The organism is Cesiribacter sp. SM1, from assembly GCF_020178975.1.
Classification (GTDB): domain Bacteria; phylum Bacteroidota; class Bacteroidia; order Cytophagales; family Cyclobacteriaceae; genus Cesiribacter.
In genome coordinates this window covers 231311-245314 of record NZ_JAHXBU010000093.1, presented here as the reverse complement: position 1 = coordinate 245314, position 14004 = coordinate 231311, and the positions used below count along the sequence as shown (strand labels likewise).

Annotated in this window: 12 protein-coding genes; 4 read left to right on the top strand and 8 right to left on the bottom strand. The window is 48.9% G+C overall.

The annotated features are described in order from the left end of the window. Positions 1 to 167: 167 nt before the first annotated feature. A complete protein-coding gene (gene gcvP, locus KWJ01_RS22910) occupies positions 168 to 3077 on the top strand; it encodes an aminomethyl-transferring glycine dehydrogenase (protein ID WP_224999458.1) in 2910 nt (969 codons plus the stop codon). Between the two features lie 543 nt (positions 3078 to 3620). Beyond that, positions 3621 to 4178: a porin family protein gene (locus KWJ01_RS22905; RefSeq protein WP_224999457.1), complete on the top strand. Its 558-nt coding sequence runs from the start codon at positions 3621 to 3623 to the stop codon at positions 4176 to 4178. Between the two features lie 190 nt (positions 4179 to 4368). On the opposite strand, the gene KWJ01_RS22900 is transcribed toward KWJ01_RS22905, so the two are convergent. Continuing rightward, positions 4369 to 4911 (bottom strand): hypothetical protein, encoded by a 543-nt coding sequence (locus KWJ01_RS22900; RefSeq protein WP_224999456.1) that lies wholly within the window; start codon positions 4909 to 4911, stop codon positions 4369 to 4371. A gap of 271 nt (positions 4912 to 5182) precedes the next feature. Between KWJ01_RS22900 and KWJ01_RS22895 the strand changes: the two genes are divergently transcribed. Next, complete coding sequence (locus KWJ01_RS22895; protein ID WP_224999455.1) at positions 5183 to 5701, top strand: gamma carbonic anhydrase family protein; 519 nt, start codon at positions 5183 to 5185, stop codon at positions 5699 to 5701. 19 nt (positions 5702 to 5720) lie between these two features. On the opposite strand, the gene KWJ01_RS22890 is transcribed toward KWJ01_RS22895, so the two are convergent. The 4 genes from KWJ01_RS22890 to KWJ01_RS22875 all read right to left on the bottom strand — a co-directional run bounded on the left by KWJ01_RS22890 (position 5721) and on the right by KWJ01_RS22875 (position 9612). Further along, a complete protein-coding gene (locus tag KWJ01_RS22890) occupies positions 5721 to 6587 on the bottom strand; it encodes an alpha/beta hydrolase (protein ID WP_224999454.1) in 867 nt (288 codons plus the stop codon). Positions 6588 to 7094: 507 nt separating this feature from the next. Further along, a complete protein-coding gene (locus KWJ01_RS22885; protein ID WP_224999453.1) occupies positions 7095 to 7682 on the bottom strand; it encodes a hypothetical protein in 588 nt (195 codons plus the stop codon). Between the two features lie 234 nt (positions 7683 to 7916). Then, complete coding sequence (gene lipA, locus KWJ01_RS22880; RefSeq protein ID WP_224999452.1) at positions 7917 to 8795, bottom strand: lipoyl synthase; 879 nt, start codon at positions 8793 to 8795, stop codon at positions 7917 to 7919. Between the two features lie 85 nt (positions 8796 to 8880). Continuing rightward, the gene (locus KWJ01_RS22875) at positions 8881 to 9612 is read right to left on the bottom strand and encodes a hypothetical protein (RefSeq protein ID WP_224999451.1); all 732 of its coding nucleotides are present in this window, start codon (positions 9610 to 9612) and stop codon (positions 8881 to 8883) included. A 73-nt stretch (positions 9613 to 9685) separates the two neighbouring features. Here KWJ01_RS22875 and KWJ01_RS22870 point away from each other — a divergent pair, with 73 nt between their 5' ends. Next, entirely contained in the window at positions 9686 to 10096 is a 411-nt protein-coding gene (locus KWJ01_RS22870) for an OsmC family protein (RefSeq protein ID WP_224999450.1), read from the top strand. Here the strand turns inward: KWJ01_RS22870 and ytxJ are convergent, their stop codons facing one another. Genes ytxJ through KWJ01_RS22855 form a run of 3 tightly spaced genes read right to left on the bottom strand, consistent with a single transcriptional unit; the run spans position 10097 to position 13737 of the window. Next, the gene (gene ytxJ, locus KWJ01_RS22865) at positions 10097 to 10441 is read right to left on the bottom strand and encodes a bacillithiol system redox-active protein YtxJ (RefSeq protein WP_224999449.1); all 345 of its coding nucleotides are present in this window, start codon (positions 10439 to 10441) and stop codon (positions 10097 to 10099) included. Between the two features lies 1 nt (position 10442). Beyond that, positions 10443 to 11708 (bottom strand): hypothetical protein, encoded by a 1266-nt coding sequence (locus KWJ01_RS22860; protein WP_224999448.1) that lies wholly within the window; start codon positions 11706 to 11708, stop codon positions 10443 to 10445. Positions 11709 to 11760: 52 nt separating this feature from the next. After that, positions 11761 to 13737 carry a thiamine pyrophosphate-dependent enzyme gene (locus KWJ01_RS22855; RefSeq protein WP_224999447.1) on the bottom strand — a complete coding sequence of 659 codons (1977 nt, stop codon included), beginning with the start codon at positions 13735 to 13737 and terminating at the stop codon, positions 11761 to 11763. Positions 13738 to 14004 lie beyond the last annotated feature (267 nt).

Below are 14004 nucleotides of genomic sequence, written 5' to 3'. Positions count from 1 at the left end.
AAAATGTTTAAAGCGCCTATCCTGTCGGAGTGGCGCTTTTCTGTTTTTATTCCAGGAATTCTCTTCCTACCGGGAGCATTTTTCTTCTCTAAATATGTTGTAGATTTGTACTGCTTTTCAACAGTGTATTCCAATTTCCATCGTTTGAAATTTCTATTCCAGTTCCGATGAATATAAAGCTTTCGCAAACTGAACGTTTTGAAGATCGTCATAACGGCTCCGGCCCCGATGGCATCGCCCATATGCTTAAAACAGTAGGCGCCAACTCGCTGGATGCGCTTATTGATCAGACCATTCCGGCGAATATCAGGCTTAAAAAAGCACTGAACCTTCCTGCGCCTAAGGGCGAGTACACCTTTCTGCAGGATTTTAAAAAACTGGCCTCCAGAAATAAGCTGTACCGCTCCTACATCGGGCAGGGCTACTATGGCACCATCACCCCGGGCGTAATTCAGCGGAACATCCTGGAAAATCCAGGCTGGTACACTGCCTACACCCCCTATCAGGCCGAAATAGCCCAGGGCCGACTGGAAGCACTTATCAATTTCCAGACGCTGGTGATGGACCTTACCGGCATGGAAATTGCCAATGCCTCCCTGCTCGACGAAGGCACCGCCGCAGCCGAAGCCATGGGTATGTTCTACGCCCTGCGCAAAGGCAGTAAAAAAGATGCCAACAGGTTTTTTGTAGACAGAAATACCTTTCTGCAAACTCTGGATATTCTGCAGACACGCGCAGAACCCATGGGCATTGAGCTGGTAATTGGCGAGCTGGAAGAGCTGGACCTGGAAGATGGGGCGCTCTTTGGCATGCTGTTGCAGTACCCCAACAAATGGGGAAATGTACAGGACCTGCGCCCTTATATTGATGCTGCCCACGAAAAAGGAATATTGGTAGGCGTAGCAGCCGATTTAATGGCCCTCACCCTGCTAACACCTCCCGGCGAAATGGGTGCCGATGTTGTGGTAGGAACTACCCAGCGCTTTGGCGTACCTATGGGTTATGGTGGTCCGCATGCTGCTTACTTTGCTACCAAAGATGAGTTTAAGCGCCTGCTGCCCGGCCGTATTATTGGCGTGAGCAAGGATGCTGCCGGCAACCCTGCTTACCGCATGGCGCTGCAAACACGCGAGCAGCACATTCGCCGCGAAAAAGCAACCTCTAACATTTGCACTGCCCAGGTACTGCTGGCTGTAATGGCTGGTATGTATGCTGTGTACCATGGTCCGCAGGGCCTGAAGCAGATTGCAGGCCGCATCAATGGCTATGCCCGCCTGATCAATACAGGGCTGGAGCTGCTGGGTTACAAACAACTGAACAAGAATTTCTTCGATACGCTGGCCGTAGAGCTGGAAACCCCTCAGATGATAGAGGTGCTTCGCCAGAGTGCGCTTAGCCGCTATATTAACTTTAACTACCGCCCTAACAGCCTGGTGGTAACGCTTTCGCTCGACGAAACCGTGCGCATGCAGGATGCCGAAGATATTCTGGCTGCTTTTGCCGAAGCTGCAGGCAAGCAGGAGCTTGCGCTAACTGCTGCCGACGTAGAGATCAGCTTCCCGGAAAACCTGCAGCGTACCTCTGCATTCCTGGAGCACGAGGTATTTAACAGCTACCACATTGAGCATGAAATGCTGCGTTACATCAAGCGCCTGGAGAACCGAGATCTTTCGCTGGTGCACAGCATGATTTCGCTGGGCAGCTGTACCATGAAGCTGAATGCCACTGCCGAAATGAAGCCGGTAACCTGGCCGGAGTGGGGCAACCTGCACCCCTTTGTGCCTGCCGACCAGGCACAGGGCTACCGCCAGCTCTTCAGCGAACTGGAGGCATGGCTTTCTGAAATTACTGGCTTTGCCGCCGTTTCGCTGCAGCCTAACTCAGGTGCACAGGGCGAATATGCCGGCCTTATGGTTATCCGTGCCTATCACCAGCACCGTGGCGATAGCCACCGCGATGTATGCCTGATCCCTTCTTCGGCACACGGCACCAACCCTGCCTCTGCTGCCATGGCAGGCCTGCAAATTGTAATTGTAAAGTGCGACGAGCGTGGCAATATTGATGTAGCAGACCTGAAAGCACGTGCACAGCAGTACAGCGACAGGTTATCGTGCCTCATGGTTACCTATCCTTCCACACATGGCGTGTTCGAGGAGTCTATCATCGAGATCTGCGATACCATTCACCAGCATGGCGGACAGGTCTATATGGACGGTGCCAACATGAATGCACAGGTAGGCCTAACCTCGCCTGCCAACATTGGTGCCGATGTTTGCCACCTGAACCTGCACAAAACCTTCTGCATACCTCACGGCGGTGGTGGCCCCGGCATGGGTCCAATTGGTGTGGCAAAACACCTGCAGCCATTCCTGCCAGGCAGCCCCATGGTAGATATGGGCAACGACAGTGCCATCACGGCAGTTTCGGCTGCTCCCTGGGGCAGCGCCAGCATTCTTACCATCAGCCATGCCTACATCAGCATGATGGGGCCGGAAGGCCTCACCCAGGCAACCAGGCTGGCTATCCTCAATGCTAACTACATTAAGGCAAGGCTTAGCGAGCATTATAAGATCCTTTACACCAACAACAACGGCCGTTGTGCACACGAGATGATCGTTGACTGCCGCGAGTTTAAAAAGGCTGGTGTTGAGGTGGAAGATATCGCCAAGCGCCTGATGGACTATGGATTCCATGCACCTACCGTGAGCTTCCCGGTAGCAGGCACGCTTATGATTGAGCCTACCGAAAGCGAGAGCGTAGCCGAGCTTGACCGCTTCTGCGATGCCCTCATCAGCATACGCGAAGAAATTCGCGAGGTAGAAAGTGGCCAGGCCGATGCGCAGCAGAACGTGCTGAAGAATGCACCGCATACTGCCCAAATGATCATGAGCAGTGAGTGGAACCAGCCTTACAGCCGCGAGAAAGCTGCTTACCCACTGCCTTACACACGCGAGAGCAAATTCTGGCCAAGTGTACGCCGGGTAGACAGTGCCTATGGCGACCGCAACCTGATGTGCAGCTGTATTCCTGTATCGGCTTACGAAGAGCAGGACCAACAGGCAGAAATAAATGCTTAACAGACGCTTTTGCTGATAAATATAAATGCCGGCCTTTACAGGCCGGCATTTTTTTTGCTCAAAAAAGTGTAAGGCTACGACCTTGATCCTTACCTGGTACTAAAAGCCATCAGGCAAATGGAAGTGCAATAGTCAACCAAATATCTTTTAAAAATCAATCAGTACCCAGTAAAGGGTTACTGACGCAGTACCAGGCTTCAACTATAGCAGCTTTGCATGAACGTGGCATAACAATAGTTTAAATTATAATCAATGGTTTCGCTATCATGTAAAGCAGATTATTTAGTACATTAGTCTTACACACTTTTTGCCAGGAGGCTATTTTTTACAACAGCTATCAACCTGCTTCTTTTCAGTATACATTAACAGTATAAGTGCTTATATGGGAGTTCCTAACAATTTTCAGAATGTCCATTTGATACTTTTATGATAATGATACCCGGCAGGATGCACAGAATGTGTTGATTTAAAAGTACCCTGTATGCAGGGAATTGGTACAAACCCATCTAGCAACCCAATCACTATACATTAACATCCATCTACATGAAAAAACTCTTACTTACCCTCTTGCTGGTAGCCTTTGTGAGCTGCTTTGCAGTGGCCCAGACAAGTGCAGGATCTAAACTTATAGGAGGATCTGGCACTTTACACATAAACATTGAAGGCGATGAACGGGACCCTTCCTTTGTGGTGCTTTCGCCACGCTTTGGTTTTTTTGTATCTGATAAGCTTGCCCTGGGCACTGCAATTCCGGTGCTTGTCTCGGCATCATCAGTTGCCGTTAATTCGGCTTTTGGGCTTACCCCATTTGTCAGGCTTTATGGTGGATCTTCTGTAAACCGCATGTTGCTGGAGGTAAGGGCCGGCTACAACTATTCTATTTATAAAAATAAGGAAACAGATGTAAGCGTTACAGAAGGTTACCTTAGCTATGGTGTAGGTGCAGGCTATGTTCATTTTGTTAATGAACATGTTGGCCTGGAGCTTATGCTAAGCTACGACAAGAGCGATGAATCTATGCCAAACATTGAGTACAGCCATCTTAATGGCATCAACCTTAACATTGGCCTGCAAATATACCTGCTGCCTCGTAAAGAATAATATTGCGGGCTTAACATAGCCATACAAAAAGGGCGAGTGTTGAACCTATAACAGAATTCAACACTCGCCCTTTATTCTGTTAGATTAACGCACCAGGCCTTATGTATCCGCTGCCAGGGATCAGGCAACATGTAACCTGTGCCCCACATAATGTAGAGGAGCTAGCAATACAATAAAGTTATAACACAGGCTATTTAGCAGAAGCAAAGCTAAAAGCATATTGCTTAAGCTCTTTGTATGAACCCTCAGGATAATACATCAGGATATTTAAAGATCTTTTGGGCGTTATAAAGTACCCGTTCATTACCTCTACCAGCTCTATTTTAGCAAGCTTAGCCATTTCCTGGTGGGTTGTTCGGCCACTCACTACCTGGTTGTTTACGGCCAGCGTTCCTTTATAAACTTCTTTTGCTATTTTGATATCGCCATCATACAGATAAGTAAAGAAAATTTCGCTTACAATGCCGGAATCATCATCCAGCAGCGAAAGGGAAATTCCGAGTTTATCATACACAAAATACTGGTCTATGCCCCTCTTTTGCTCAATGCGATCTGCTTTGCCGAGCAGCTTTTCATAATCTTCTATGGTAGAGCTGGCTGTAAAAAGTACATTGCCAATGGTGATGGTACTCTTCACCAGGTCTACATTTACTTTGAGTGGAGCCTGGGCACGAGCAGAAAACTGCCCAAGCATAATTGCCAGGCATAACAGCAGGAAGTATCTCTTCATCATATCAATAAAGGGTGGTAACGGCAATAAAATTCTACAGGCTTTTATCCGGGAAAACAAGCACGTTTGCTGTGGCTGAATATGGCTTAAAATGCACAAAAGCCATTGTTACAGCAACATACCTTTTTTGTTGAATATATTCAATAGCTACTATTCAAAATCGAAACAAAAGACGGTAAGGCTACAAGTTAAAGGTTCGTTTGTTTAGCGGCAGCAGTATTATGCATTTAAGAAGTTCTTCAGTAATTTCAGCCAGCTACAAAGAATATTCTTCATGCCACTCATATTACCAGTAAAAGGAATTAGCCCCCAGACAGGCGAAAACTGCTTTATAGCCGACAATGCCACCATTGTAGGCGATGTTGTAATGGGCAACGACTGCTCTGTATGGTTCAATGCTGTAATCAGGGGCGATGTAAATGCCATTCGCATCGGCAATAAAACCAACATACAGGATGGTGCAGTTATCCACTGCACCTATCAGAAAGCGGCCACTACGGTAGGTAACAATGTATCCATAGGCCACAACGCCATTGTGCATGGCTGCACGGTAGAAGATAATGTGCTTATTGGCATGGGCGCCATAGTAATGGACCATGCACTGGTGCAGAAAAATTGCATTATTGCAGCCGGCGCCATTGTGCTGGAAAGAACAGTGTGCGAATCGGGCTTTATTTATGCTGGTATTCCTGCAAAAAAAGTAAAGCAGCTAAGCCAGGAGCAGATTGACGGTCTGGATAAAGTAGCCAACAACTATGTGATGTATGGCAGCTGGTTTACGGGAGCAGAGTAGTAAAGCTGCAGCAGCAGCTTTACTGCAGGTTTTGCAGCCAGTCGTACAACCTGTCGGGCCAGGTTTGTAAATAACCCCTATTTAGCGCAAGCGAATAGCCATGGCCTCCGGTGGGATAAATGTGCATCTCCACCGGTATGTTGTTGTTCTTTAGTGCCTGGTAAAACAATAGGCTGTTCTCTACGGGTACACCGCCATCATCAGTAGAATGCACTATAAAGGTTGGAGGAGTATTTGGTTTTACCTGCAGCTCATTGGAGTACAGATCTACCAGCTTCTGATCCGGCTTTTCGCCCAGCAGGGAGTTTCTTGAGCCTTTGTGGGTGTATGTCTCCTTCATGGTGATCACAGGGTAAATCAAAACCATAAAGTCTGGCCTGGCACTTAATTTATCCACAGCATCGCCAGCATCAGAAGCCATCTTCTGATCGAAATGAGTACCCAGTGTTGATGCTAAATGCCCGCCGGCAGAAAAGCCCATAATGCCAACCTTATCCGCATTTATATTCCAATCCTGTGCATGAGCACGGGTTAGCCGCATGGCCCGCTGTGCATCCTGCAGCGGCACCTCGTGCCGCACAACAGCAGATTTAGAATTTGGAAGCCTGTATTTGAGCACAACTGCAGCAATACCCTTTGAGTTGAGCCATTTGGCAATGTCGGTTCCCTCCCAGTCATAGGCCAGCACGCCGTAGCCTCCTCCCGGACAAACGACCACTGCCTGCCCTGTAGCATTTCGTTTCGAGGGCAGAAATACTTCAATTGCCGGCTGCTGTACTTTACTGATCCGGACTATCTCAGTGCTCTCCTGCACTTCTGTTTCATCTGTCTGGCGGTAGTTTGGTACATTGCTCTCCCAAAGGGGTAGTTCTAGATGCTGACTCATAGTTTCCGGAAGCAAAACAAAGAAAAAAAACAGGAGCGACAGTAATTGTTTCATCGTAAAAAAGTCTATTACAGAATTAAGGAGATGGTCTTTTACCAATTCCTGCAGTAGTTGCAGCAAACATCATCCTAAAGTAATAAACTTATCGGATTGTCGCTGCAGATTTTATCAGATCAGGCATTGCTTATTCTACTGACCTTGAGCTTTCTTATTAATCGATTAGCCGCAAAACCTGTGCTGTAGCACTTACGCAGCCTTAATAAGGGCTGGCCTCACATATCCAGCCATTCCTGCCGCCCCCTTTGTCTGTAAAAAAGCTGATTATAGTGAACCCCAAGGCACACTTTCTTAAGCGGGATTTTCTGCCAATCCTGATACTTAGGAAATACAGCAGAAGTCTTCAGCGGAACAACACCCAAAACAATATGCGTATCAAGATTGGGCATAATTGTAGCAGCTGCAGCAGAACAGCTGCAACAGTTACCATCGCCAGTTCCTGAGCGCTGCCTACTCCTCAATCACCCACACATCAATATCGTGCGGGGCAGTTTCTTCACCACCAAAGTACGGATAAAGCTTATAGCCATCCCCCTTTCCACTGCAGGCACGCGGCATGCTAAACTGCTTGTCATCGAGCCAGAAAACATATTCCCCATCTTCCAGCAAAATGCGGTAGCTGTGGTATTCGCCCAGGCTTACATCTCCTAAATATTTGATGCTACGCTCCCCATTGATATAACTGTACGCTAATATCTGCAAAGCACCCTTGTACCAGCGCCAGCCAAAGCGGGCACTGTTGGTGTGGTGCTGATCGCTGCAGTCAGATAGCCCCATCAGTTTGTTTATATCGCCCTGCTTGCGTGGATCTTTGGTGGTATAAATAGCAGAGCTGTCAAATTTAGCCCTGAAGCCAAGCGTGCTTACCTCCACAGGCTTGTACGTTAGCGTTGCATGGTGCTCTCCTTCTTCTATTGTATAATGGGTTTCTCCGGAACCCTGCACCTTTAGTTTTATTTCTTCGGCCTGCGGACCAATTTCCAGACATGATGACAGGCCTACACTCAATAATATAGATAATATAGCTCTTCCCTTCATTTCTCTTACTTGCTATAAAAGAAAAAGCTGCCTCATAGAGGCAGCCTTTACACATTCTTCAACTCTCGAAAAGGATTTTTACTGCTACATGAAAAACCTAATGAGACAAAGCTAGCGTGTGACGCCGCCAATAACAACGCAAGGATTGCCGCAATCTGTATAGAGTAAGGAAAAACAAAAAAGAAAAAGCCTTTCGGTGAGGAAAGGCTTATAAATGGCTTTGAATAGTGCTAATTACACATGCACGTGCCGTTCGGCATGATAAGAAGAACGTACCAAAGGACCAGATTCTACATATTTCAGGCCTCTTTTTAAACCTTCTTCCTTGTACATTTCAAATATCTCGGGGCGAATAAACTCTGCCACCTCTATGTGCATACGGGTTGGCTGTAGGTACTGGCCAAGCGTCAGGATATCAAGACCATGCGCTGCCAGATCGTCCATTGCCCTGAACACTTCTTCCTGTGTTTCGCCAAGGCCCAGCATGATGCCGGATTTGGTACGTTTCCCATAGGCTTTGGTGCGGCTGATCTGCTCCAGGCTGCGTGCATACTTTGCCTGCGGACGTACCCTGCGGTACAGGCGCTCTACAGTTTCCATGTTGTGGCTTACCACTTCCTGGCCGGCGCTGATCATACGCTCCAGGGCCTCCCAATTACCCTTTGTATCGGGAATCAGGGTTTCAATAGTGGTTTCCGGAGAAAGTTCTTTTACCAGGCGAACCGTCTGGTACCATATTTCGGCACCGCGGTCTTTCAGCTCATCGCGGTTCACCGAGGTAATTACCGCGTGCTTAACACCCATTACCTTAATGGCTTCGGCTACTCTGCGCGGCTCATCCAGGTCGTACTCAGGCGGGCGGCCGGTGGCAACGGCACAAAAGCTACAGGAGCGTGTGCATACATTGCCTAAGATCATAAAAGTAGCAGTGCCGGCACCCCAGCACTCACCCATATTAGGGCAATTACCACTCTCGCAAATGGTGTGCAGTTTATTTTCGTCTACAATCTTGCGAACCCGGGCGTATTCTTTCCCTACCGGCAGCTTAACACGCAGCCAGTTGGGCTTTCTTGTTTTAGTTACTTCAGCAGAAATAACGGGTAATTCAATCATCGAAAAACCTCCTTAAGATTGGCTACAAAGGTAGCGTTATATGCTACAAAAGTAGCGAATAATTAGGAGAACACCCAGCCCTGCTCTAGCGGCGTGAGCCATGGAAAAGTGTTACATAAGCCGATGGAAAGATTGACCTGTTTTCGGAACGCGGCAACAGCACAACCTCACTAGGAAAAGCCTCCAGCATCAGCCCTATTTCCAGGCCGCTTACATTTGATTTGAAGGTGCCAAACTCAAAGCTCAGGCCCGAGCGAATATGCAGGCCAGCCGTAAAGCTGCTTTCAGTAATGCCCTCCAGTGGCCTGCCGGAACCATGAATGTAGTTTTGGGTGTGGTAGGAATTGGCAGGGTCGTACTGCTCCGAAGTTACCAGGCCCCCGGTACCATATTCAATATAATATGGTGCTATGATACCCAGCGTAGGACCCGCCGAAGCCAGCATAGACACCTGCACCCCCTGCTGTGGCGCTTTACGGAAGAGCAGGCGCTCCAGGCCATAACTAAAGCGCACGGAATACAGGTAATTACTTTTGCCCATTATATAGCCACCCCCGTAAATGGAGGTTACCCGCGCTTCTTCGGGATGCTTCACATTGGCAATTTCGATGCCCAGTGAGCGGAAAGTTTCGCCCTGCAGCCTGCGGGTAAACTTTGCATTGATACCACCAATGTAGCCACCATTGGTGTTTTTATTTATACCCCACACAAATTCGCGGGTATAATTATCTTCCTCTTCCTCACGCTGTTGTGCAAATGCGGCCGAAGAGAGCCCCAGCAAAAGGAACAGATACAGGTAAAAAGTTGTGCCCTTCATGGAAAGATATCAGGAACTGTGTATGTTTGAAGGTAGTAATTTATAGGATAACAAAAAAACAGAGCAGTAGTTTATGGCTACCAGCACAGGACTTTACAGCGGAAATTTACGTACACAGGCCGTGCACGAAAAATCCGGCACCACCATCATAACCGATGCCCCCACAGATAATAATGGTAAGGGCGAAGCTTTTTCGCCTACAGACCTGGTTGCCGCTGCACTGGGCAGCTGCATGGCTACGATCATGGGTATTTGGGCAGCCCGCCATGAGGTTGATCTTAGCGGCCTTAGCTGGAGGGTTACCAAGCATATGAGCCCTGCGCCACCGCGCCGTATTGTTGCTATCGATATACACCTGGAATGGACTGGCGCATCTGCAGCTAGCCCGCAGCAAATAAGCGCGCTCAAACAAGCGGCCCTTACCTGCCCGGTTGCCCTGAGCCTTCATCCAGACATCAAACAAAACGTTACCTTCGGCTTTTAATTATTCTTTGCCGAGCTGTTTTTTCAGTTCCTTGTAAGAGATAGCGGAGTGAGAGCTGTGGTAGGTGCATTCGCCCTTATCGATGAGCAGCAGCTGTGGCGATTCGTGGTGAATGCCAAACACCTCAGCCACCCTGTTAGAAACAGGCCTGTACTGGATCAGGTCGAGGTAATAAGGCTCTACAGCGCCCATCTCTTCCTGGCTCCAGGAACGCTCAAACCAGCTTAACGCCATATGGCTGATAGGGCAGCGCGTGCTGTGCTTAAAAATCACCACCGGATGCTCAAAGCTTAAGTTTGAGAGCTCATCCAGGGTAGTATTATTATCTAAAGATTTCCAGTTCATATTATTCAAACCAAATTTCGCTTTCGCCTTTATCGTAGCGGGGCTTTATTTCTTTAGCCTTCACTGTATTAGGCTGTTCCTTATTCTTAAAGATACGATTCAACAGGCGGCTACGGTTGCGTGCCCTGTCTTTTTGTTCTAAAGAGCGCATCGTTGTTGCTTTGCGGGCCACCACGCTGGGGTGCATATCCTGCTCACGCCTGCTTACCTTCAGGTTACCCTCGTACTGGTTTACCTTTTCTGATAACTCACCGTAGTGCCTCATTTTTTCGCGCTGCGTCATTACCCTTATATTTCCGGGATGGCTTGCTGCTTCGGTGCTGCTGTACTGCTTAGAGAAAGATGCCTTACGCTCCGACCAATGCACGCCAGGTTGGCGCACATATTTAGTTTTTACGGTAAACCGGCCTGCACTTCTTGCAGCATTATAGCTGCTGTAACGTTGACCCGCCTTTTCACTGCGCTCGCTGTGATGGGTACCGGGTTCAATCATTTCTGATTTTTTAACGCTATAGTTTCCCTGGTTGTTAGTACCGCGTAAATCTCTGCGACGTGCTGCCTTTTCACGGTCCTCAGCATTATAAACTTTACCGGGCTGGTACACATCGCGCTCCTTCACCGTAAAGTTGCCCTGATCGTTGGTACCCGGCAGCTTTTTACGCCTGCTTTTCTTCTCCCAATCTTCCCGGTTATACACCACGCCAGGCTGGCTAACATCCTCTTGCTTAACCTTAAAATTACCCTGGTCGGTAGTACCATTAAGTTGCCTGCGCTTGCTGGCCTTCTGCCGGTCTTTGGCATTATACACAACCCCGGGCTGGCTAACATCTTTCTCTTTTACCGATATATTCCCCTGGCTCTGTGTGCCATTGCCGCTTTTGGCACGCTTGGCGTCTTTTTTAGAACGATCGGTGTAATGGGTACCTGGCTCCTGCCGTGATCCCTTATTCACACGCTGTTTCAGGTTCCTTTTGTCGTTCAGCTCCTCTTTATAATAATCATCGCGCATGGGCAGCGGCTTATCCGAGCTCATGTCGCCTGGCTCCCGCTTTACCTTTCGCTGGCGCTCGCGCACACCGGTGGCCCGATCCCTGGGCGAGTGGTCCGGATCCTTCTGCTTCTTTTTCTTAGGCTTCTTTTTCTGCTTTTCAGTTTTGAGCACCTTATCGGGATCGCCAATCTGGGCACTGGCCCCCTGGCTTAGCAGCAGGCAGCCCAGCAACATCAGCAGGATAAAGGAAAGTCGGTATGGATGGAGCCGCTTCAAAGCGTTATTGTTAATCTTTGTTAAGTACAGAATCTTTTATTGATTAGTTCGCCTAGAAAGCCTTAAGAGCTTCCAGCTTACCAGCCAATCGCCCTTTTGGCAGAAAATTCTGCTCCAGGGGCGGTGCAAAGGGCACTGCGGTATCCAGGCTCGCCTCCCGCATTACGGGGGCATCCAGCCAGGTAAAACAGTGTTCGGCAATCCAGGCGGCAATTTCGCCACCCACACCACCGGTGAGCGTATCTTCATGCAGCACCAGCACCTTACCGGTTTTCTTTACTGCATCGGCCACAGCCTCCTGGTCCCAGGGCAAAAGCGTGCGCAGGTCCAGAATATGGACCGAAACCCCTACCTGTGCTGCCACCTGCTTTGCCCAGTGCACCCCCATGCCATAGGTAATTATAGTTACCTCGTCGCCCTCCTGCACTACTTTGGCCTTGCCTATGGGTAAGGTGTAATAGTCGGTTGGAATGGCTTCTGTCAGGGAGCGGTAAAGCAACTTGTGCTCGAAATAAATAACCGGGTTAGGGTCTTCTATGGCGGCATTCAGCAAGCCTTTGGCATCATAAGGGGTGGAAGGGTATACCACTTTAAGGCCGGGGGTATGGAAAAACCAGGCCTCGTTGCTTTGTGAGTGAAAAGGCCCTGCCGCCGTGCCGGCACCTGTTGGCATACGCACCACCACATCGGCATTCTGGCCCCAGCGGTAGTGGATCTTTGCCAGGTTATTTACAATCTGGTTAAAGCCGCAGGTTACAAAATCGGCAAACTGCATCTCTACCATGGCTTTGCGGCCCTTAATGCTCAGGCCCAGGCCTGTACCTATAATGGCCGATTCGCAGAGCGGCGTGTTGCGCACCCGTTCCTTGCCAAACTCTTCTACAAAGCCCTGGGTAATTTTAAACACCCCGCCGTATTCGGCAATATCCTGCCCCATGAGCACCAGCTCCGGGTAGCGCTGCATGCTCTGCCGCAGCCCATCCGAAATGGCATCTATAAACCTGCGCTCCTCTTTGTTGTCGCTGGCAGGGGCTATTACCTGCTGCACATAAGGCGCATACATATCTTCCAGTTCTTCAAAGGTGCTGGCTTCAGGTTCGGGTTCGGCAAAAGCCTGCTGCAGCCCCGCCTCTATTTCCCTGCTAATACCAGTGCGTATGCTTTCGCGCTGCTCCTGGCTAAGCACGCCCTCATTCAGCAGAAAGCGCTCAAAGTTTTCTACAGGATCTTTTTTGCCCCACTGCTCAAACAGTTCCTGCGGCACATATTTGGTTCCGGAGGCTTCCTCGTGGCCGCGCATGCGGAAGGTAAGTGCCTCAACCAGCACCGGCCGCGGGTTTTCGCGCAGTTCAGTAGCCAGCCTGCTGATGGTGCCATACACCTCCAGAATATTATTGCCATCTACCTGTACGGCTTCCATGCCGTAGCCCGGGCCTTTGTCTATAAAATGTTTAAACCTGAATTGTTCGTTGCTGGGGGTGGAGAGGCCGTAGCCATTGTTTTCCACCACAAATATCACTGGCAAGTCCCAAACGGCTGCCACATTCAGGGCTTCGTGAAAATCACCTTCGGAAGAGGCTCCATCACCCGTAAACACCAATGCTACTTTTTTCTCTCCTTCCAGCTTATGTGCCAGGGCTATACCATCGGCCAGGGCCATCTGCGGACCCAGGTGCGAGATCATTCCAACGATATAATGCTCTTTTGTTCCAAAATGAAATGAGCGGTCGCGGCCTTTGGTAAAACCAGACTTTTTTCCCTGGAACTGAGCAAATAAGCGCTCAAACGGTACATTGCGCGTTGTAAAGATGCCCAGGTTACGGTGCATCGGCAAAATGTATTCATCGGGCTCCAGGGCCAGCGCAGCGCCTACGGCAACTGCCTCCTGTCCAATTCCAGAAAACCACTTGCTGATCTTACTCTGCCGTAATAAGATCAGCATTTTATCTTCAATCATGCGGGGCCACAGCAGGGCTTCATAGATGCCCAGCAGTTCCTCGTCCGAAAAATTTGTTCTGTCGAATGTCATATAAAAAGTGCAGTTCAAGTCAAAGTTACCTCTTTAAGCGGAGCTGTGAAATATTTTTTACCTTTGCTGTATGGGGCAGGTAAGGTTGATGGATATTGTGCTGATTTCTGATTGAGTTAAGGTGCTAATTATTGGGCTACTGCGGTATATTATATAGCAGAACCATAGATTTACAGCGAGGCATGCTAAATGCCCGATGGCAGGCATCAAACGTTAATAGTACATTTTTCGTTATTAAAACCCGGCGATCTCTATCTCACAGCTGAA